This is a genomic window from Marinobacter sp. AN1 (assembly GCF_026013985.1).
Taxonomy (GTDB): Bacteria; Pseudomonadota; Gammaproteobacteria; order Pseudomonadales; family Oleiphilaceae; genus Marinobacter; species Marinobacter segnicrescens.
The window spans coordinates 2,101,954-2,122,300 of record NZ_CP110342.1; the positions used below are offsets into that span (position 1 = coordinate 2,101,954).

The following is a 20,347-nucleotide window of genomic DNA, read 5'->3' on the forward strand; positions in this document are numbered from 1 at the left end:
CACCATGACGCAAAGCCGCGAAGAGCACATCATGATTCCGGAAGCAGACCTGGACGGGGTCTCAGTGGACACCCTCGCGGTACGGGCCGGCCAGCACCGGACCGGAGAGCTGGAACACAGTGACGCTATCTTTCCCACGTCCAGCTTTGTCTATGGGAGTGCCGCCCAGGCGGCGGCACGGTTCGGCGGTGAGGAGCCTGGCAATATCTACTCCCGTTTCACCAATCCGACCGTAAAGGCATTCGAGGAGCGCATTGCCGCCATGGAAGGAGGGGAGCGAGCCGTTGCCACTGCCTCCGGTATGGCGGCTATCCTGGCAACCTGCATGTCGATGCTGCAGAGTGGGGATCACGTGGTCTGCTCCCGGGGGGTCTTCGGGACCACCAACGTGCTTTTCCAGAAGTACCTGGCCCGCTTTGGCGTGAGCACAACCTTTGTCGGACTCACTGACATGGATGGCTGGCGTGATGCGGTAACCGGGAACACCCGCATGCTATTTATCGAGACCCCGTCGAATCCGCTGTGCGAGGTGGCCGATATGTCCGCACTGGCGGAGCTGGCCCATGCCCATGGTGCACTGTTTGTGGTGGACAACTGTTTCTGCACACCGGTACTGCAGCGCCCGCTGGAATTCGGAGCCGACATCGTGATCCACTCCGCCACCAAGTACCTGGATGGACAGGGACGGTGTGTTGGCGGTGTGGTGGTTGGCAGTGCTTCGCTGATGGAAGAGGTATACGGATTCCTGCGCTCGGCGGGGCCCACCATGAGTCCGTTTAATGCCTGGGTGTTCCATAAGGGTCTGGAAACCTTACCAATCCGTATGCGTGCGCATTGTGAGAATGCGCTACAGTTGGCCCGTTGGCTGGAGCAGCAGTCAGCGGTGGAGAAGGTCTATTACGCCGGGCTGGAAAGCCACCCCCAACATCAGCTGGCATGTCGCCAGCAGAGCGGCTTCGGCGGTGTGTTGTCGTTCACCGTGAGAGGCGGCCAGGCTGAAGCCTGGGCCTTTATTGATGCCACTCGCATGGTGTCCATTACTGCCAACCTGGGTGATGTGAAAACCACCATCACCCATCCCGGCACCACCACTCATGGCCGCCTGTCGCCGGACGACAAGGCACTGGCGGGGATCACTGACAACCTGATCCGCCTGTCGGTGGGCATCGAGGCCCTCGAAGACCTGAAAAACGACATGAAGCGGGGGCTGCAGGCCCTCCAGAATTGATGCCGGCGGTATCGACGCTTTCGCCATTTCATCAGCAAAGGATCATGTCCCGACTTCATGGCTAAAACCGGCAAGCAAGAGCAAGCCCCAGCGGCTCTCACCGAAAAACAGCAAAGGTTCCGTCGCCTGGTCGCCCAAGGCGCCAGGGAAGGCTTGGTTATTGCGCTGATTGCCATGGCCATTTTCCTGGCCATGGCGCTGGCGACCTACAGTGCAGCGGACCCCGGGTGGGCGTCGATCGGCCATGATGTTCGGGTCGATAACTCAGCTGGCCGTTTCGGGGCCTGGCTGGCCAGCCTGATGATGGATGTATTCGGCCAGGTTTCCTATCTGTTTCCGCTGATGGTCGCAGGTTATGCACTGTTGTTGATACGTCTGCGCCATGACCCACTGGAGATGCACTGGCCGCTGTTGCTGGTGCGCGCCGGTGGTTTCCTGCTTATCCTTCTGTCCGCGTGCAGCTTGCTGGCACTCTATTCCCTGTTTGGCCTCGGAGCTGCCTCCGGAGGCGTTCTGGGGCAGGCGGTGTCTTCCGCGATGGTTCGTTTCTTTAACTTGCCCGCTACCACCCTGATCCTGGTGGCAATCTTCCTGTTTGCATTGACGGTGACCACGGGACTGTCCTGGTTCAGCCTGATGGACAGGGTAGGGGGCTATACCCTGGAAGGCATGCTCTGGCTTCGCGGACTCTTCGCCTCGGGAGATGGGCCGGATGCCTCCCCGAAAAAGGAGCCGCCCCGGAAGGAACCGGAGCCTCCGCTACTGACCTCTGACAATGAGGTCTCTGACAAGCCGTCCTGGTGGCGACGCTTGTGGCCGTTTGGTGGCACCGAAAGACCGGTTCAGGACCACGGCTCATCCGATCATGGCAAGCAGCAAACCGGTTCTGCGCGTCGTCGTCCTGATGACGACGAACCTGTCTTGCTTGAGAGTTTCAGCTCCCGCGATGACGCAGAACCCGAACCAGAGTCCGTCAGGCCGGCAAAGGCCGCCGGTGTCGCCAGCAAAGTGAAGATCTCGCCGTTCAAGCGGGACGACAACACGGACTCCGAGAAGGAAAAGACCCGTAAGCAGGCTTCGCTGTTCGAGGACCTGGAAAGTCCGATTCCGCCACTGACATTGCTCGACCCCCCCGACGAGCACCAGGAAAAAGGCTATTCCGAGGAATCCCTGGAACATATGTCCCGCATGCTTGAAGAAAAGCTGGCGGACTTCGGCGTAACGGTCGAAGTGGTGGAGGTAAACCCGGGGCCTGTCATTACCCGTTTTGAGATTAAGCCGGCGCCGGGCGTCAAGGTCAGCAAAATCTCGAACCTCGCGAAAGACCTGGCCCGCTCACTTGCGGTACTGAGCGTTCGTGTGGTCGAGGTTATCCCGGGAAAATCGGTGGTGGGCATCGAAATCCCCAACGAAAAGCGCCAGATGGTTCGCCTCAGCGAGGTTCTTGGCGCCCGGGTATTCACCGAGTCCTCTTCGCCGCTGACCCTCGCCCTGGGGAACGACATTGGGGGTAACCCCATGGTAGCCAACCTGGCGAAGATGCCTCACTTGCTGGTGGCCGGTACCACCGGCTCGGGCAAGTCGGTGGGGGTTAACGCCATGCTGCTAAGCATGTTGCTGAAAGCCACGCCGGATGAGGTTCGCTTCATCATGGTGGACCCCAAGATGCTGGAGTTGAGCATCTATGAGGGTATCCCTCATCTGCTCTCACCTGTGGTGACGGACATGAAGGAGGCCGCCAACGCCTTGCGGTGGTGTGTGGCCGAGATGGAGCGCCGCTACAAGCTCATGGCAAACCTGGGTGTCCGGAATATCGCAGGCTACAACCGCAAGGTGAAGGATGCCCGTACCGCGGGGGAACCCCTGCTTGACCCTCTCTGGAAGCCGGACGAATACCTGGAAAACGACGAGCAGCAGCGCCCCGAACTGGACACACTGCCGTTTATCGTGGTTGTGATCGACGAGTTCGCCGACATGATGATGATTGTCGGCAAGAAGGTGGAGGAGCTCATTGCCCGTATTGCCCAGAAGGCCCGGGCGGCTGGAATCCACCTCATTCTGGCGACCCAGCGTCCGTCGGTAGATGTCATTACTGGCCTGATCAAGGCGAACATTCCCACCCGGATTTCCTTCCAGGTGTCGTCGAAGATCGACTCCCGTACCGTGCTGGACCAGGGGGGGGCAGAGCAGTTGCTTGGTCATGGCGATATGCTCTACCTGCCGCCTGGCTCCGGGCTGCCGGTCCGCGTCCACGGGGCCTTTGTGGATGATGATGAGGTGCACCGGATTGTGAATGCCTGGAAGGCCCGTGGGGAACCCGAGTACGTCGATGATGTCCTTAATGGGGCCGAGGGCGAGAGTTTGCCCGGTGTGCCCACCCTGAGCGAGGGGGGTGACGATAGTGAAGGTGACGCCCTGTTCGATGAGGCTGTTGCCTTTGTGACGGAGGGTCGTCGGGTCTCCATTTCTTCCGTTCAACGCAAGTTCAAGATTGGCTATAACCGTGCCGCCAACCTGGTGGACGCCATGGAAGCCGCCGGTGTTGTGAGCCCGGCCGGCCATAACGGTGCCCGGGAAGTTCTGGCACCGCCACCCCCGAAAGCCTGATCCATCAGGAGGTTCCAGATGATCAAAACCGGTCGTGTAATATTGGCCTCATTCGCGCTCCTGCTCTTTGCGACCGGCACAGTCCGGGCAGAGCAACAAGCTGCCGATCGACTGGCGGATGTCCTTGGCGGCTATTCCACCTTTCAGGCAGCTTTTACCCAGGTCGTTGCGGACGAACAGGGCAGGGTTATGCAGCAAACCACCGGTAATCTGAAGGCCAAGCGTCCGGGCCTGTTCTACTGGGAAACCGATCCCCCTGCCAACCAGTTTATCGTTAGTGATGGCGAGACCGTTGAACTCTACGATCCAGACCTGGAGCAGGTCACCGTCCAGGAACTGGACGAGCAGGTGAGTACAACCCCGGCTTTGTTGCTCAGTGGCGAAACCGAAGGCCTGGCCGAGACCTACGAGATCACGGAAGAGCGCTATGGTGACAGCACCCGTGAATATACCCTCTTGCCCCGCAGTGAGGATTCGCTGTTCGTCTCGCTGACCCTTACCTTCTATAACGGAGAGCTTCAGGCCATGCGCCTGGATGACTCCCTGGCCCAGCGCACGGAGCTGGAATTCGGCAATATCCGCATCAACGAGCCCGTGCCGGATGGGGCGTTCGAGCTGGATTACCCTGACTCGGTAGATGTGATTCAGGGCATTCAGTAATGCAGGACAGCCTGTTCGACAACCAGCCGGGATTTGAACCCCTGGCCGCCCGCATGCGACCGCGTAACCTTGATGAATACGTTGGCCAGGCCCACCTGGTCGGGCCTGGAAAGCCCCTTCGCATGGCGGTCGAGCAGGGTCAGTTGCATTCAATGATCCTCTGGGGGCCGCCAGGCGTTGGCAAGACCACCTTCGCCCGGTTGCTGGCCAGTGTCGGGGATATGGGCTACGAAACGCTCTCAGCGGTACTGGCGGGCGTGAAAGATATCCGTGCCGCGGTGGACCGGGCGCGAAGTCGCAAGCAGGCAGAGGGAAGGGATACCTTACTGTTTGTTGACGAGGTCCACCGCTTCAACAAGAGTCAGCAGGATGCGTTCCTGCCCCATATCGAGGATGGTACCTTCATATTTGTGGGGGCGACCACTGAAAATCCCTCCTTTGAGTTGAACAGCGCACTGCTGTCCCGAACCCGGGTCTATGTCCTGAAAAACCTTGAAGAACCTGACCTGATCGCGCTTCTGCAGCGGGCATTGACCTCCGCAGAGGGGTTGGCAGGGAAGGTCAGAGTGAGTGAAGACGTGCTCGCAATGATCGCCAGTGCCGGCGGGGGTGACGCGCGGCGGGCGTTGAACGTGCTGGAGGTGGCGTCGGATCTCGCTGAGCCCGGGGTGGAAGGTATTCCCGAGATCACCGAAACGGTTCTCGAGCTGGTGCTGCAAAGCAGCCTGAGGCGCTTCGACAAGGGCGGCGATGTTTTCTACGATCAGATATCTGCTCTGCATAAAGCTGTGCGCGGCTCTGACCCTGATGCTTCCCTGTACTGGATGTGTCGCATGCTCGATGGAGGCGCTGAGCCGGTGTACGTGGCCCGGCGGCTGGTCCGGATCGCCTCCGAAGACATCGGCAATGCTGATCCCCGGGCCCTGAGACTTTGCCTGGACGCGTGGGACGTTCAGGAGCGGCTCGGATCGCCGGAAGGTGAGCTGGCCATGGCCCAGGCGGTCATCTACCTGGCACTGGCACCGAAGAGCAATGCTGTCTATAACGCCTACAACCGTTGCATGGCGGACATCCGACAAGATCCGGACTATCAGGTGCCGGTGCATATCCGGAATGCCCCGACGGCCTTGATGAAGGACCTCGGCTACGGTGAGGAGTACCGCTACGCCCACGATGAACCCGATGCCTTTGCCGCCGGGGAGGCTTATCTTCCGGAAGATATTCACCAACGCCGATATTACATGCCGGTGCCACGGGGGCTTGAAATCCGGCTGGGCGAGAAACGTGAGCGGCTGGACGCCATGAACCGGGCCAGTGATCGTCAGCGCTATCCTTCCGGCTCGCGCTGAGCCCCACACATTCGGTGGTTTTATCCCCCCCCGGCTGACCATAACCGGCGAATTGGCAGCCACGCCTTAACGGCACGCAGGCCCCAAGGTTATAATGCGACGCTGTCCAAACCGATTTCATCCAGTTAACCACAGGGATTGCCATGCTCGACCCCAAACGCGTCCGCGCTGAAACCGACGAGATTGCCCGCCGCCTGGCTATCAAGCACTTCACCTTCGACCGGGATGTATTCAACGAGCTCGAAGAGAAACGTCGTGCCATCCAGGTGCGGACCGAGACGTTACAGGGCGAGCAAAACCGCCGTTCCAAGTCTATTGGCAAGGCCAAGGCAGCCGGAGAGGACATCCAGCCGCTACTGCAGGAAGTGGAAGAGCTCAAGCGTCAGAAGGCGGAAGCCGAGGATGAGCTTCGTTCAGTTCAGGAGGCCCTCAACGCATTTTTCTCCGGTATCCCCAATGTGCCGGACGAGACCGTACCGGAAGGTGAGAGTGAGGCGGATAACGTTGAAATTCGCCGCTGGGGCGAGCCCCGTGCCTTTGACTTCGAGGTCAAGGACCATGTGAGCCTTGGTGAAGAACTCGGTGGTATGGATTTCGAGGCAGGAACTCGCCTGGCCCACAGTCGGTTCGTTGCCATGCGCGGCGCCATTGCCCGCCTGCACCGGGCCCTCACCCAATTCATGCTTGATCAGCACACGCTTGAGCATGGTTATGAAGAAACCTATGTGCCTTACATGGTTAACGCCAACACACTTTATGGCACCGGTCAGTTGCCGAAGTTCGAGGCAGACCTGTTCCGCACCGTGGGCGAACACCCCCTTTACCTGATTCCCACAGCGGAAGTGCCGGTCACCAACCTGGTGGCCGACAGCATTATCGATGATGCCAGCCTGCCGTTGAAGTTTGTCGCCCATACGCCATGCTTCCGCAGCGAAGCCGGTTCCTACGGACGTGACACCCGTGGCATGATCCGTCAGCACCAGTTCGACAAGGTGGAGCTGATCCACGTGGTGAGACCGGAGCAATCCGATGCGGCGCTGGAGGAGCTCACCGGCCATGCAGAAAAAATCCTGCAGTTGCTGAACCTGCCCTACCGGGTGGTCGAGTTGTGTGGCGGCGATATCGGCTTCTCGGCTGCCCGTACCTATGACCTTGAGGTCTGGCTGCCGGGGCAGGATCAGTACCGGGAAATTTCGTCCTGTTCCAATACACGGGATTTCCAGGCACGGCGCATGCAAGCGCGTTGGCGTAACCCGGAAACCGGCAAGCCCGAACCTGTACACACCCTGAACGGTTCAGGCCTGGCGGTAGGCCGAACCTTGATTGCAGTTATGGAAAACTATCAGCAGGCTGATGGCACCATTGAGGTGCCGGAAGTACTGAGACCCTATATGCGAGGCCTCGACAGGATTCAATGACACGACCGGACCGGAGCGATATCAACAGGCTACAACAAAGGGCAGGGCGGCCCGAAGATGCACCACTCAGAGGCAAGGACGGCGTTCGCCTGCCGCCCCGGTACCGGGCCAATCCCGTTACCCGGAACCCTAACTCGTCCGCAGGGGAGGTTTTCCTGGTGGGGGCCGGTCCGGGCGATCCCGAACTGCTCACCCTGAAAGCCTGGCGCATCCTGCAGTCGGCAGAGGTCGTACTGTATGACCGACTGGTTTCCCAGCCCATACTGGATATGATTCCTGACGGTGCCCATATGGTGCATGTGGGCAAGCAGCGTTCCAATCACAGTGTTCCCCAGGACGAGATCAACCAGCGCCTGGTGACCCTGGCCCGTGAAGGCCGGCAAGTGGTACGCCTGAAGGGCGGAGATCCGTTCATATTCGGTCGTGGCGGTGAAGAGATTGAAACCCTGGCAGAGGCGGGTGTTCGCTTCCAGGTTGTGCCCGGGATCACTGCGGCCTCTGGTTGCGCTGCCTACGCAGGCATACCATTGACCCACCGGGATCACGCCCAGTCAGTCCGGTTCGTAACAGGCCATCTCAAGAACGATACCTGCGACCTGCCATGGAATGACTTTGTACAGACTCACCAGACCCTGGTGTTCTATATGGGGCTGGTAGGCCTGCCCATTATCGTCCGGGAGCTGACAGCCCACGGCATGCGGCCAACCATGCCAGTGGCGCTGGTGTCCCGGGGCACCACGCCGGAACAGGAAGTCGTGTGTGGCACCCTTGAGAATATTGTCGAGCGTGTACAGCAACGGGAGGTGCCAGCACCGACCCTGGTGATTATCGGTGAAGTAGTGAGTCTGCGGAATCGACTGGACTGGATGGCTGCGGTTCAGACTATGGACGGCCGGGAAACACCGTAAATTCCAGCCAGGGAAGGGGAGCAAGGGCGGACCGTATTACCGGACCGCCTCAGTATCGATGCAGATCAGCCCAGACGGCGTGGCAGTACGTCTTTCAGTTTATCCCGCATTTCGCGCAGGGCTTTTTCGGTGGTTTCCCAGTCGATACAGGCATCGGTTACCGATACGCCGTACTTCAGGTCGGCCAGGTTTTCCGGAATGGGCTGGTTGCCCCAGTTCAGGTTGCTTTCAATCATCAGGCTCTGGATAGAGCGATTGCCTTCCAGTATCTGGTGGGTGACATCCTGCATCACCAACGGCTGGATAGCCGGATCCTTGTTGGAGTTTGCGTGACTGCAATCCACCATGATGGACTTGCGTACCCCTGCCTTCTCCAGGGCTTGTTCACACAAGGTTACGCTCACAGAGTCGTAATTTGGCTTTCCGCCGCCTCCGCGAAGTACCACGTGGCCATACTTGTTACCTCGCGTACGGATGATGGCGCCTTTGCCCTGCTGATCGATGCCCAGGAAAGAATGGGGGTGGGATACTGACTTCAGGGCGTTGACGGCCACATCGAGGCTGCCATCGGTGCCGTTCTTGAAGCCAATGGCCATGGACAGGCCGCTGCTCATCTCCCGGTGAGTCTGGGACTCAGTGGTACGGGCGCCAATGGCGGACCATGAAATACTGTCCTGCAAATACTGGGGTAAGGTTGGATCCAGGGCCTCGGTAGCCGTCGGCAACCCAATCTCGGCGATATCCAGCAGCAGGCGGCGGCCAATATGCAGCCCCTGTTCGATGTCAAAGGAGTCGTCCAGGTGCGGGTCGTTGATCAAACCCTTCCAGCCCACGGTCGTACGTGGTTTCTCGAAATACACCCGCATGACGATGTACAGGGTATCACTGACTTCATCCGCCAGGGCCTTGAGACGGCGGGCGTATTCAAGGGCTGCCTCTACGTCATGTACCGAGCAGGGGCCAACCACAACAAACAGGCGGTGGTCCTTGCCGTCAAGAATGTCATAGATGGTTTGCCGACCTTCTGTCACGGTGGCGGCGGCCTTGTCAGTGAGGGGCAGTTCCCGTTTCAGGGCTTCCGGGGTGATCAGCGGCTCTTGACTGGCCACGTTCAGATTCTCTAGTTGCTTGCCGGACATACTGTTGTGTTCCTGGTGCTCTCTCTTGGAAGCCTTGCGGTCTGTGCCTTGCAGGGCTTTCAGTGGTTATTTTGATGGATGGATATACTGCGCCATTTGACAGGTCAATGCAACGAGCCAAGGGGGACAGCGCCGGCGTTTTGGCTGGACCTGGGGAACTTGCCGTGATGCAATGTGATCCTGTACCTCTATGTTCGAAACACAGACTGTGTCACTGAATAACCCCATGCCGGTAAGCAGCCCCTATGCCTGAAACCCCACCCCCCCTGGCGATGTCTGCCAGGATTGACGGTGTCCTCCGGGAAATCCGGGTTCCGGACCTGCCTTATCCCGTAGGCCAGCCAGTCCAGGCAGCGGACTGGAACGGGCTGTTGCGGTCGCGGTGGGCTGACCAGGTCGACCAGCGGGTCTCGGATCTGCTCCGGCACCTGGACGGACCCTGGTCGGTGATACAGGTGAATGCGGCCTATGTGGCCGATCGCATTATGGATGTCTTCCTGCGCTCGTCAGGATTACACCCGGTGCTGGTAGCCCGGCTGGCACGGCTTCGATACCCTCTGGCATGGCAGCTGGCAGGGGATCAGAGGGAGGCCTTTCTCGACACCCTTGTAACCTGGCTGGACAGTTTTGTTGACTGGCGGGGCTGGAGCGACTCCGGTGGCCGCTCTTCCCGGGCGCTGCTGGACCGCCTGGACGTCCTGGTTGGTGACATCGATCAGTGCTTCGAAAACAGGGATATTTCCCCGTTCATGGCATATTGCGAAAAGTGGCAAACCGACGCCCAGAGACGTCGTGAGCATTCAAGCCGGCTGCACCAGCGATTACTGGAAACCGAAGCGGGGGCGGCACGCCAGCGCCGGGCTGACCAGGTTTCCCGGGCGATTACTGGCCGTGCACTCGAAGGTCGCCAGTTGCCGGCGGCTACCCAGGACTTCCTGGTAGATCACTGGGTGCCCCTGCTTCGCCAGATTGCCTGGCGTGAAGGACTGGAAGGTGAGAACTGGCGGCATGGACAGCGGTTGCTGGAGTGGATGGTCTGGGTTGGTGATCCGGCGTTGGCTGGACAGAACCTCGAGCGCCTCTACCAGGTGGGTGAGCAGTTAACTGACCGGATTACCGAAGTCTGGCAACGAATCTGTCATCAACCCCCACCCCGGGACGAGCTGGCGGCGATGGAACAGGTGCTGGTAGCGCGGCTTCGCGGTGACGAGCCCGAAGTTGTGTCCACCAGGAAGCGACTCGCCACCCTGGATTACCACAGCCACTGGCTGGACCTTCCGGATGTTCCCACCGAAGAACTCAGTCGCTACCGGGACAACTGGTTTGTGGAAGGCGAGGGAGAAGATGAGCAGCGCCGTTATTTCCTGGCCTGCTTTCCGGAGACGAGCGAAATCCTCTGGAGCAATGGTTTTGGCGTCAGGCTCGCGACGACTGACTGGCAATCGTTCCAGCAATCCCTTGCCAACGGCGCTGTACGGCCTTTACCGGAACTGACACGCTTTGGGCAGGTGCTTGATGACACGGTTAACGCCCTGAGCCGGGTGCTTGAGTCACAGAGACAACAACGACAGGAGGCAGCCCGTCGTGCGCGGGCCAAGGCTGAACAGTTGCGCTTGCAGCAAGAGGCGCAGGAACTCGAGCAGCGCCAGGCAACAGCACGGAGACAGGCCGAAGAGGAACACCAGCAACAGCAAGCCCGGGCGCGAGCCCTTGAGGAGGAGGCAGCCCGCATTGAGGCGGTCCGTGCTGCTGCCCGGAACCAGGCCCAGACGGAGGTTGACCGCCTCGGGCCGGGTAGCTGGATTGCCTTGAGGGTGCCGGTTGAGGGGCAGCAAGGGCAGGAGCAGCGATTGAAACTGGCGGTCCGGATTAATGCCCGCCGTAAACTGGTTTTCGTAGACCGGCTTGGACTCAATCGTACCGAGTTGACGGTAGATGGCCTGGTCGATCACTTGCTGGCAGGAACGGCCCGTATACTCGGGGCCTCTGCGGAGTTCGACGAAACCCTGAGTCGGGTGGTGGGTCGCATCCGGGTGGGCCGTTAGCAAGGGACGAACGCAGACGGCTGGAAAGCATCTGCCAGAAACTACGGGGAAACACCGACACCATGACAACACAGGATCCATACTCGTTCGGTAATCCGGAGTCGGAACCCGAGCAGGACAAGCGAGCGGAATATCGCCTGACCGGGCGGGCCGGCGTTACGCTGGAACTGGTGGCGGCAGAGCCGGGTAGCGGCACTGAGGCCAATATCATCCAGGCGACAAGCTCAGATGTGTCCGCCGGTGGCATGCGCCTGGTGACCGAAGAACCGTTGCCTCCGGGCGCCTTGTTGCCGGCACGGGTGCTACTGCCCGGAGAAGAGCAAGGGTTTGAACTGACAGTGGAAGTGGTCTGGTGCCGCCCAATGGCAACGGATGGCCAATGGCAGTCAGGGCTCTGCGTACTGGAGTCGGGGGAAGCAAACTACCTAGCCTGGATAGAGGCGATGGCCCGGGTAATGGAGGCGGGCTAGCCCGGGCCAGGCCCGGGCTAACTAACCCCTGGCGCCCCCCCCTAGAACAGGTGCACCTGGCGTGGTATCAATCTTCCAGGGTACCCATGCCGGTGATGTTGAAGCCGCAGTCCACGTACATGACTTCACCAGTCACGCCGCTGGCCAGGTCAGAGCCAAGGAATGCGGCCGCATTACCAACTTCCTTCTGGGTGACGTTACGCTTCAGTGGTGCCCGGCCGGCGTTCTCATTCAGCATCCGGCGGAAGGCCTTGATACCAGAGGCGGCGAGGGTCTTTATGGGGCCCGCAGAAATCGCGTTGACCCGAACACCGTCACCACCCAGGGCGACGGCCATGTAACGTACACTGGCTTCCAGCGAGGCCTTTGCCAGCCCCATGACATTATAGTTCGGAAGAACTTTTTCGGAGCCCAGGTATGAAAGGGTCATCAGGGAGCTGTTCTGGTTCAGCAGCCCCTGCTGGCGGGCGCCCTTGGCCAGCGCAACAAAGCTGTAGGAACTGATGTCGTGGGCAATGCGGAAGCCTTCCCGGGTTGTGACATCCACGTAGTTGCCGTCCAGTTCATGAGCGGGCGCGAAGCCGACTGCGTGAACGATGATGTCAACCGAATCCCAGTGCTGCTTCAGGTCAGCAAATACCTGATCAATTTCTTCGTCGGAAGCGACATCGCAGGGAAAGGTCAGGGTGCTTCCCCAGCCTTCGGCAAATCCCTGTACCCGGGACTTGAGCTTGTCGTTCTGATAGGTGAACGCCAGCTCGGCGCCTTGCTCGTGAAATGCCTCGGCAATACCGTAGGCAATGGAGTGCTTGCTCGCGACACCTACGATAAGTGCGCGTTTTCCGCTGAGGATTCCCATGGTTTTTCTCCCTATGATGAATGTTGCGGGCATTATCCCTGATGGAGGTGGTGCTGCCTAACGGTCCATTGGTCGTAGGTCTGCCACCGGTTCGGTCACTGGTGGCCGATAGAACAGGGCGGCCGTCAGGAGTTCCCGGGTATAGTCAGTTCCGGGGTTCCGGAAGATGGTTTCTGCCGGACCACTTTCAACGATCTGGCCACCGCGCAAAACCAGCAACTGGTGACTCAGGGCCCTTACCACCGCCAGATCATGACTGATAAAAATGTAGCTCAGGCGGTAACGGGCCTGCAATTGCTGCAATAGTTCAATAACCTGCTTTTGTACCGTACGGTCCAGGGCCGACGTGGGCTCGTCCAGCACAATGATATCCGGTTGCAGAACCAGCGCCCGGGCGATGGCAATTCGCTGTCGCTGGCCACCAGAGAACTCGTGAGGATAGCGGTGGCGAACGGTAGGGTCCAGCCCTACATCCTGCAGGGCACGGATAACCTGCTGTTCCTGGAAGTCCCGGCTATCTGTGCCGTGTACTTCCAGGCCCTCCCGAACAATGTCACCTACCGACATGCGCGGGCTCAGGCTGCCAAAGGGGTCCTGGAAAACCAGCTGCATACGCCGGCGCCAGGGCCGGAACTCCCTCTGGTTCAGATGATCAATTCGCTCACCGAGAAAATGTACGCGGCCCTGGCTCTCGGTGAGCTTGAGCAAGGCATGGCCGATAGTGGTCTTGCCACTGCCGCTTTCGCCGACAATGCCCAGGGTTTCGCCCCTGTGCAGCCGGAAGCTGACGTTCCGGACGGCATGGAACCACTCGCGGGTACGACCGAAAAGGGATTGCCGGACCGGGAAACGAACACCCAGGTCCTCCACGTGAAGGAGTTCTTCACTGTTGCTATCCAGTGCGCCCGGATGTTCGGGCGGTTCGGAGTCCAGCAACCTTCGGGTATAGGGATGTTCAGGCTTGCTGAATACAGTCCCTGTTTCCCCGTCCTCAACCTTGGTGCCCCTTTCCATGACCACTACACGGCGGGCGTAGTGGCGCACAATGGAGAGGTCATGGGTGATCAGCAGTATGGCCATGCCAAATCGCTGCTGCAGGGACTTGAGCAGCTCCAGGACCTGCTTCTGTACGGTCACATCCAGCGCCGTCGTGGGCTCGTCAGCGATAAGGAGGTCGGGTTCGTTTGCCAGTGCCATGGCAATCATTACCCGCTGTTTCTGGCCGCCTGAAAGCTGGTGTGGGTAGCTCTTCAGACGATCCCGTGGCTCGGGGATGCCGACCAGTTCCAGCAGCTCCACAACCCGCTCCCGGGCTTTTGGCCCACGCAGCCCCTTGTGTACGGCGAGGATCTCGCTGATCTGCTTCTCCACCGTATGGAGAGGATTGAGCGACGTCATTGGCTCCTGGAAAATCATACTGATGGACCGGCCACGTACCTGCCGCAGGCGTTTTTCGTCGGCATGCAGCAGATCCTCGCCCCGGTAGAAAATCGAGCCGCCCGGGTAGCTTACCAGTCGATGATCAAGCAGGCGTAACACGGACAGTGCGGAGACGGACTTGCCTGAGCCGCTCTCGCCAACCAGGGCAACGGTTTCTCCTTCGTAAATCTCGAATGACAGGTCCCTGACCGCGGGTTCGTCGTGGCCAAAGCTCAGGGTCAGCCTGTCGAAGCGCAGCACACTGCCCATATCAGTTCTTCCTCGGGTCGAATGCGTCACGAACTGCCTCGCCGACGAACACCAGCAGGGTAAGCATGAGCGCCAGGCTGAAAAATGCGGAAATGCCCAGCCAGGGCGCGTGCAGGTTTTCCTTTCCCTGATAGATCAGTTCACCAAGGGAAGGTGATCCCGGAGGCAACCCAAAGCCCAGGAAATCCAGCGACGTCAGCGCGGTTATTGCGCCGGTCAGGATGAACGGCAGAAAAGTCAGGGTAGCCACCATCGCATTGGGCAGGATGTGCCGGAACATTATCTTGCGGTTGCCCATCCCCAGGGCGCGGGCGGCCTTTACGTACTCGAGGTTACGGGCGCGAAGGAACTCGGCACGAACGACGTCCACCAGTCCCATCCAGCTGAACAGCAGCATGATGCCCAGCAGCCACCAGAAATTCGGCTGCAGTATGGCTGACAGGATAATCAGCAGGTACAGCACCGGCAGCCCGGACCAGATTTCGATAAAGCGCTGACCGAACAGGTCGATCTTGCCGCCGTAATACCCCTGGAGGGCACCCACGGCCACGCCAACGAGACAGCTAAGTGCCGTCAGGATCAGCCCGAACAGCACGGAGATACGGAAACCGTAGATTACCCGGGCAGCCACGTCCCTGGCCTGGTCATCAGTACCCAGCCAGTTCTCGGTTGAGGGTGGTGCCGGTGAGGGCTGGTCCAGCTCATAGTGCACTGTGTCATAACTGAAGCGGATAGGCGGCCAAAGCATCCAGCCGTGACTGTTGATTTCGTCGGCGATGACGCTTTCCCGGTAGTCGGCTTCCGAGGGCAGAAAACCGCCGAAGGTTTCCTCCGGAATGGACTGTACTACCGGAAAATAGAGGTCTCCCTGGTAGGACACCAGCAGCGGCCGGTCATTGGCGATGAGTTCCGCGCACAGGGACAGGCCGAACAGCGCGAGGAATATCCAGAGCGACCAGTACCCACGGCGGTTACGGCGAAAATTGGCCAGGCGGCGTTGCTGAATGGGAGACAAACCTAGCCCTCCCTGCTTTCAAAATCGATGCGTGGATCCACCGCCACGTAGGTGAGGTCACTCACCAGCTTCAGCAATAGTCCCATCAGCGTGAAAATGTACAGGGTGCCGAAAATGACCGGGTAGTCCCGGTTGAGTGCCGCCTCGAATCCCAATAATCCGAGGCCGTCGAGGGAGAAGATGACCTCGATCAGTAGTGAGCCGGTGAAGAACAGGCTGACCAGGACCCCGGGCATGCTCGCAATCACAATCAGCATGGCATTTCGGAACACATGCCCGTAGAGCACCTGGCGCTGGCTGAGACCCTTGGCCCGGGCTGTCACCACGTAGTGTTTGCCGATCTCGTCCAGGAAGGAATTCTTGGTGAGCAGAGTGAGGGTGGCAAAGCCGCCGATGACGTTGGCAGTAACAGGCAATACCAGGTGCATGAAGTAGTCCTTCACCTGTTCAGGCCAGGACAGTTCGTGGAAATTGCTGGAAGTCAGCCCGCTGTTCGGGAAAATATCGAAATAACTGCCGCCAGCGAACAGGACGATCAGCAGTATCGCAAACAGGAACCCTGGTATGGCGTAACCGATGACGATCAGCGAGCTGGTCCATACGTCGAACCGGGAGCCATCCGACACGGCCTTGCGGATGCCCAGGGGAATGGATATCAGATAGATGACGAGGGTAGACCAGAGGCCTAGGGAGATGGATACCGGCATCTTGTCGATGATCAGCTCCACCACGCTGCGGTCCCGGTAGAAGGAATCACCAAAGTCGAAGCGGGCATAGTCGCCCACCAACTGGAAAAAAACGTTCATGGGCCGGTTTGTCAAAGCCGTACATGGCTTCGATTTCGGCCAGGAGTTCCGGGTGTATCCCCCGGGATGCCCGAGAATCCCCCCCACCGCTGGAGACCTCCGCTCCGCCACCGCCGCCGGCACGGCTGAGCGCGCTGCCACCATGGCCCTGCATTTCAGCCAGCATTTGCTCGACAGGTCCACCGGGTGCCGCCTGGATGATGACAAAGTTGAGCAGCATGATCCCGAACAGGGTCGGAATGATCAACGCAAGTCGCCGGAGTATATAGCCGCCCATGGTTGCTATCAGCTCCGGTGGAGGGGGTGGATAGTGGTCATCAGCATGAAATCAGTTGCCATACCACCAGTTGTTGATGTCGACGCCATTTTTGGGAGTGGTTTCCGGCCTTTCCAGGAAGGACCAGTAAGCGATCCGGTCCATGGACAAGTGCCACTGAGGCACCACATAGTGGCCGTGAAGCAGAACCCGGTCCAGGGCACGGGTTCGATACACCAGCTCTTTCCGGTCAGGCGCCTGGATAACCTGCTCCACCAGGGCGTCCACCACCGGATCACGGACGCCGGCGTAGTTGCGGGAGCCTTTGATATCGGCAACGGAGGAGTGCCAGAAATCCCGTTGTTCATTACCGGGGGAGTCCGACTGGGCAATCACCTGCGTAATGATGTCGAAGTCGAAATTCTGTACCCGCTCAACGTACTGGTTGGTGTCCACCAGCCGGACCTCCACTTTCATACCCAGCCGCTCAAGATTGTTCTTGAAGGGCAGCACAATACGTTCGAAGTTTTTCTGGTGCAGCAGAAACTCGAAGGAAAGGGGCTGGCCGGTTTCGCTGTGCACCATGATGCCATCCTGGATACGGTACCCGGCTTCCTTAAGCAGTGTCAGCGCCTTGCGGAGATTATCACGGAGCGTCTGGTCACCTTCCGTAGATGGAGGCGAGTAGGGTTCGTTGAATACTGCGTCCGGGATTTGTTCCCGGTGTCCTTCGAGTATCTCCAGTTCACGGCCTTCAGGGAGTCCGGAGGAGGCCAGCTCGCTGTTCTCGAAATAGCTTTGCGTCCGGGTGTACTGATCGTGGAAAAGGTTGCGATTGGCCCAATCAAAATCAAAGGCGTGGGCGATGGCCTCACGGACCTTCGGGTCAGCGAACTGGCCGCGGCGGGTGTTGAAAATGAAGGCCTGCATCCCTGCGGGGCGTTGGTGTTCGATGGCCTCGGTAACAATCTGTCCGGTACTGAAACGGTCCCCGGTATAGGCCGTAGCCCAGTTCTTCGCGGAGCTTTCGACGCGGAAGTCGTAGTCACCCGCCTTGAAGGACTCCAGTGACACGGTCTCGTCCGAATAATAGTCGTAGCGCAGCCGGTCGAAGTTGTAACGTCCCTTGCGGACTGGCAGGTCCTTGGCCCAGTAGTTCTCTACACGCTCATAGGTAATATAGCGGCCCGCCTCGAATTCCTTGATGCGGTAGGGGCCGCTACCCAGGGGTGGCGTCAGGCCATTGTCGCCAAAACTGCGCTCTTCCCAGTAGTGGGCTGGCAGCACCGGCATCTGTCCCAGGATCAACGGTAGCTCCCGGTTGTTTGTTTCGCCGAAGTCAAAGCGTACCCGGCGCTCGGACTCCACCGTGACGCTTTCAACTCCGCCATAATAGCTGCGGTAGAACGGATGTCCTTCCTTCATCAGCGTATTGAAGGTAAAGGCGACATCTTCTGCCGTGATGGGGTGGCCGTCATGGAAGCGTGCGCCCGGGCGAAGGTTGTACACAACATAGCTACGATCTTCCGGAGTCTCGATGCTTTCGGCAATCAACCCATAAGCGCTGAACGGCTCATCGTCAGAGGACACCAGGAGGGTTTCGTACAGGTAGCTGTTGATGCCGGCGGCAGCAACGCCGCGGACAACGAACGGGTTGAAGCTGTCATAACCGTTAGCACGAACCGCCAGTCGCAGGCGTCCGCCCTTGGGCGCGTCCGGGTTGACGTAGTCAAAGTGCTCAAAGCTCGCAGGGTAGGCCGGCTCTCCGTGCATGGCGAGTCCGTGCACCGGCTCCGGAGCCGGGTTCGATGACGCGCGTTCTGGGGACTGAGCCGCGCTGAAACCAGCGGGCAGAATCAGGGCACCAATGAGAAGGAGAGAGCGCGATAATCGGGAAGTCCTTGGACTGCTGGCCATAGCTGTTGTGATACCCGTTGTCGGTGGCCGGGCTGCCAGTCAGACAGCCCGTGGAAACTTTCGAAAGCGTTTGACCGGAAAACTCAGGGGCTGTTCCGTACGTCCACGTAAAGTACCAGACTCTGTCCTGGCTGCAGGTAACGGGATGTATTCAGGTCATTCCAGGCCGCGATATCACGGACGTTAACTGCGAACCGGTTGGCGATAGCGGACAGCGAGTCTCCACGGCGGACCCGGTAACCCACCTTGCGCACCATGCCGGCGCGGTTGTTGGTGGCAACACGGGCGCCGGAGGCTGCCTCAGCGTTCTTCGACCATATCACCAGCTTGCGGCCGGGGACCAGTGGGTCTCCGGGTGCCATGCCGTTCCAGGCGGCCACCTGGCGGACACTGACACCGTGCTCACGGGCAATATCCCAGAACGTATCACCCCGGGTCACGCGGTGTTCAACACGTTCACCCCCGTTATTACGCCCGGCGCTTTCCTGTTTGCGGGCGAGTCGCTGGTTCTGGCTGAGGCTGTAGCTGTCCTGACCGGCTCGGGCCGAGGGAATCAGCAGTTGCTGGCCAACCCGGATAAGGTCATTGCTGAGTTTGTTGACTTCTTTCAGAACTGAAGGCGTAGTGCCATAGCGCCGGGCTATGGCGCCAAGGTTATCGCCGGAGCGGACCTGGTAGTTCTCCCATGAGACACGACTGTTCGGGTCCAGCGACGCGATACCCTCACGAAAACGGTTTGCGCTGGCCACCGGGACCAGCAAGCGGTGAGGCCCATCGGGGCGAGTTGCCCAGCGGTTGAAGGACGGGTTGAGAAGGTAGATTTCATCCACGTCTACCTCTGCCAGTTCCGCCGCATGGGCAAGGTCGATCTGACCGCCGGTTTCGACCACCTCGAAATAGGGCTTGTCTTCAAGAGGCGGTAGCTTGACACCATAGGCCTCCGGATCATCGAAGATCCGCGCCAGGGCGATCAGCTTGGGCACATAGTGACGGGTTTCCTTGGGCAGCTGCAGTGACCAGTAATCTGTGGGCTTGCCCTGGCGGCTGTTGCGGCGGATGGCACTGTTTACCGTGCCGCCCCCACTGTTGTATGCAGCCAGCGCCAGTGTCGGGTCGCCATCAAACCGTTTCGCAAGCTGATCCAGATAGGTAAGCGCTGCATTGGTGGAAGCGATCACGTCACGCCGGTCATCGTGCCACCAACTCTGGTCCAGCCCGAAGTGGCGTCCGGTTCCGGGGATGAACTGCCACAGACCGGAGGCGCGGCCATGGGAGTAGGCGAAGGGGTCAAAGGCACTTTCGACCACCGGTAGCAGGGCGTACTCCATTGGCAGCCCACGGCGCTCGGTTTCGTCGATAATATAGTGCAGGTAGCGCCGACCACGCTCAACAACCCGCTCTATATAGGCAGGATGACGGGCGTACCAGTTCAGTTGCTGCTGGACCCGCTCGTCTCCCTGCTCGTGGTCCATGTCGAAGCCATTACGAAGCCGGGTCCAGAGGTCACGCTCTTTCGGGGGTGCTTGGTCCCCGGCTACCTGACCGGAATCCAGCCGGTTGCGGGCCTGCTCTGCGGTCTGCTTGAGAGAGGGCTCTATGGAGTCATCCAGCCGGGTGGTGTCTTGCTTGTTGCCTCCCTCCACGGAGTCCTTGAGGGCTTCATCGCCAGCTGCAACCGTTTGCTGGTGGGTACCCAGAACGGCGTCATCATTGTTACCTAGCCATGCAGGTGTGGAAGAGCAACCAGTCAGCAATACGGTAAGGAGGGTCAGCGTGGTCGTACGTCTTGCCATCATAATCGACATTCCAGGGCTCGGAAGGGGCCTGGAAGTCTGCAAGGCAGGAAAGTCGGGCAGACTCCCGCGATGTTCCCGGGCTTCCGAGCGGGTTATCGGGTTCTATGAAACGTTCGCGATTCTATGTGTGCCGGCAATCCGGGTCAATGAAACCTGCGTTACGGGATCGAAACGACTCGCCTGGC

Annotated in this window: 12 protein-coding genes and 4 pseudogenes; 9 read left to right on the plus strand and 7 right to left on the minus strand. The window is 59.6% G+C overall.

The annotated features are described in order from the left end of the window. The first annotated feature begins 4 nt into the window (after positions 1–4). The 7 genes and pseudogenes from LJ360_RS09700 to cobA all read left to right on the plus strand — a co-directional run. Entirely contained in the window at positions 5–1,228 is a 1,224-nt protein-coding gene (locus tag LJ360_RS09700) for an O-succinylhomoserine sulfhydrylase (RefSeq protein ID WP_091850347.1), read from the plus strand. Positions 1,229–1,285: 57 nt separating this feature from the next. Then, positions 1,286–1,892: pseudogene (locus LJ360_RS20025) on the plus strand (DNA translocase FtsK 4TM domain-containing protein); the annotation flags it as partial. A gap of 401 nt (positions 1,893–2,293) precedes the next feature. Next, positions 2,294–3,835, plus strand: a pseudogene (locus tag LJ360_RS20030) (DNA translocase FtsK); the annotation flags it as partial. Between the two features lie 18 nt (positions 3,836–3,853). After that, positions 3,854–4,495 (plus strand): outer membrane lipoprotein chaperone LolA, encoded by a 642-nt coding sequence (lolA, locus tag LJ360_RS09710; protein ID WP_091850351.1) that lies wholly within the window; start codon positions 3,854–3,856, stop codon positions 4,493–4,495. After that, a complete protein-coding gene (locus tag LJ360_RS09715; protein WP_091850353.1) occupies positions 4,495–5,844 on the plus strand; it encodes a replication-associated recombination protein A in 1,350 nt (449 codons plus the stop codon). The genes lolA and LJ360_RS09715 overlap by 1 nt, the downstream gene beginning before the upstream one ends. A 143-nt stretch (positions 5,845–5,987) precedes the next feature. Beyond that, positions 5,988–7,262: a serine--tRNA ligase gene (gene serS / locus LJ360_RS09720; protein WP_091850355.1), complete on the plus strand. Its 1,275-nt coding sequence runs from the start codon at positions 5,988–5,990 to the stop codon at positions 7,260–7,262. A gap of 116 nt (positions 7,263–7,378) precedes the next feature. Continuing rightward, positions 7,379–8,170, plus strand: a pseudogene (cobA, locus tag LJ360_RS09725) (uroporphyrinogen-III C-methyltransferase); the annotation flags it as partial. 65 nt (positions 8,171–8,235) lie between these two features. Here cobA and LJ360_RS09730 read toward each other — a convergent pair. Beyond that, entirely contained in the window at positions 8,236–9,309 is a 1,074-nt protein-coding gene (locus tag LJ360_RS09730) for a 3-deoxy-7-phosphoheptulonate synthase (protein ID WP_091850359.1), read from the minus strand. Between the two features lie 245 nt (positions 9,310–9,554). Here LJ360_RS09730 and LJ360_RS09735 point away from each other — a divergent pair, with 245 nt between their 5' ends. Both LJ360_RS09735 and LJ360_RS09740 read left to right on the plus strand, forming a co-directional pair. After that, positions 9,555–11,354, plus strand: a complete 1,800-nt coding sequence (locus LJ360_RS09735; RefSeq protein WP_091850361.1) for a DUF1631 family protein — start codon at positions 9,555–9,557, stop codon at positions 11,352–11,354. 62 nt (positions 11,355–11,416) lie between these two features. After that, positions 11,417–11,824, plus strand: coding sequence for a PilZ domain-containing protein (locus LJ360_RS09740; RefSeq protein WP_091850363.1), 408 nt, complete (start codon positions 11,417–11,419; stop codon positions 11,822–11,824). 67 nt (positions 11,825–11,891) lie between these two features. Here LJ360_RS09740 and LJ360_RS09745 read toward each other — a convergent pair whose 3' ends face one another. The 6 genes and pseudogenes from LJ360_RS09745 to LJ360_RS09770 all read right to left on the minus strand — a co-directional run bounded on the left by LJ360_RS09745 (position 11,892) and on the right by LJ360_RS09770 (position 20,162). Continuing rightward, a complete protein-coding gene (locus LJ360_RS09745; protein ID WP_091850365.1) occupies positions 11,892–12,683 on the minus strand; it encodes an enoyl-ACP reductase in 792 nt (263 codons plus the stop codon). A 57-nt stretch (positions 12,684–12,740) separates the two neighbouring features. After that, entirely contained in the window at positions 12,741–14,372 is a 1,632-nt protein-coding gene (locus LJ360_RS09750) for an ABC transporter ATP-binding protein (RefSeq protein WP_264995960.1), read from the minus strand. Position 14,373: 1 nt separating this feature from the next. Beyond that, positions 14,374–15,387 (minus strand): ABC transporter permease, encoded by a 1,014-nt coding sequence (locus tag LJ360_RS09755; RefSeq protein WP_091850369.1) that lies wholly within the window; start codon positions 15,385–15,387, stop codon positions 14,374–14,376. A 2-nt stretch (positions 15,388–15,389) separates the two neighbouring features. Beyond that, a pseudogene (locus tag LJ360_RS09760) lies at positions 15,390–16,470 on the minus strand (microcin C ABC transporter permease YejB). Positions 16,471–16,521: 51 nt separating this feature from the next. Then, on the minus strand, positions 16,522–18,366 hold the full coding sequence (locus tag LJ360_RS09765; RefSeq protein ID WP_264995961.1) for an extracellular solute-binding protein: 1,845 nt from the start codon (positions 18,364–18,366) through the stop codon (positions 16,522–16,524). An 83-nt stretch (positions 18,367–18,449) separates the two neighbouring features. Then, positions 18,450–20,162, minus strand: coding sequence for a LysM peptidoglycan-binding domain-containing protein (locus LJ360_RS09770; protein ID WP_091850375.1), 1,713 nt, complete (start codon positions 20,160–20,162; stop codon positions 18,450–18,452). Positions 20,163–20,347 lie beyond the last annotated feature (185 nt).